Genomic DNA, 1,149 nt, shown 5'->3' on the forward strand with positions numbered 1-1,149 from the left:
CGCCTGGATCTCGGCCAGCTTGTGGCTGAGATAGAGGATCGAAAACCCCTCGGCCTTCAACTGCCGCAAGGTCATGAACAGGCGGTCGGCTTCCTGCGGCGTCAGCACCGAGGTCGGCTCGTCCATGATCAGCAGCGACGCGTCGAGGGAGACGGCCTTGGCGATCTCGATGACCTGCTGGTCGGCGATGGAGAGACCCTCGGCCGGTCGATCGGGATCGATCAGCACGCCGAGACGGGTGAAGAGGCGCTCGACCTCGTGGCGCATCGCCTTGCGGTCGATGCGGCCGAATCGGCTGGTCGGCTGGCGCCCCATGAAGATGTTCTCGGTCACCGAGAGATCGGGGAAGAGTGTGGGCTCCTGGTAGATGACCGCGACGCCCGCCGCCTTCGACTGGGCGGTCGACGAGAAGTCGACCGCCTCGCCGCGGAGGCGGAACACGCCGGCGTCGCGCTGGTAGAGACCGGCGACGATCTTGACGAGCGTCGACTTGCCGGCACCGTTCTCACCCACGAGGGCGTGGATCGATCCGCCGTCGCCGGAGATCGTCCCGGAGCGCAGTGCGACGACGGAGCCGAAGGACTTCTGCACGTCCCGCAGTTCCAGCACGGGGCTGTCGGTCATGAGATAACTCACCCTCTCCATTGAGGGAGTGAATCGTTTCAATCCCTGCCGGAACGACGTTAGGGCCTCGTCAGGATGGTGTCAAGGCGAATTTGCCCGTAGTCTTCCGGCGTTATTGATTCGTTTCACTCTCACCGCCCGAGGACGTGAGGAGGAGAGCTGTGGCCGTCAGCGTGCGCGACGTCGCCGAAGCCGCCGGGGTGTCCGTCGGCACCGTCTCCAACGTGCTCAACCGCCCCGACAAGGTGTCGGCGGAGACGGTGGCCCGCGTGCACCGCGCCATCGACCTCCTCGGGTTCGTGCGCAACGACGCCGCCCGCCAACTGCGCGCGGGTCGCAGCCGCAGCATCGGCCTGGTCGTGCTCGACATGCGCAACCCGTTCTTCACCGAGGTCGCCCGCGGTGCGGAGGAGCGCGCATCCACCGACGACCTCACCGTGCTCATGGCCAACAGCGATGAGAAGCAGGATCGCGAGGACCGGCACGTCGAGCTGTTCGAGGAACAGCGCGTGTTCGGCATGCTGG

The 1,149-nt window shown here is 66.2% G+C and carries 2 protein-coding genes; one reads left to right on the plus strand and one right to left on the minus strand.

Translation table 11 applies throughout. The annotated features are described in order from the left end of the window. Positions 1-624: ATP-binding cassette domain-containing protein (locus NKJ21_RS27455; RefSeq protein WP_254733454.1), on the minus strand; the 624-nt coding region annotated here is incomplete at its 3' end. Positions 625-785: 161 nt separating this feature from the next. Between NKJ21_RS27455 and NKJ21_RS27460 the strand changes: the two genes are divergently transcribed. After that, the coding region (locus NKJ21_RS27460) for a LacI family DNA-binding transcriptional regulator (protein ID WP_254733456.1) at positions 786-1,149 on the plus strand (364 nt) is incomplete at its 3' end.

The sequence above is a fragment of the Klebsiella sp. SWET4 genome (assembly GCF_024296565.1).
Taxonomy (GTDB): domain Bacteria; phylum Pseudomonadota; class Gammaproteobacteria; order Enterobacterales; family Enterobacteriaceae; genus Klebsiella; species Klebsiella variicola.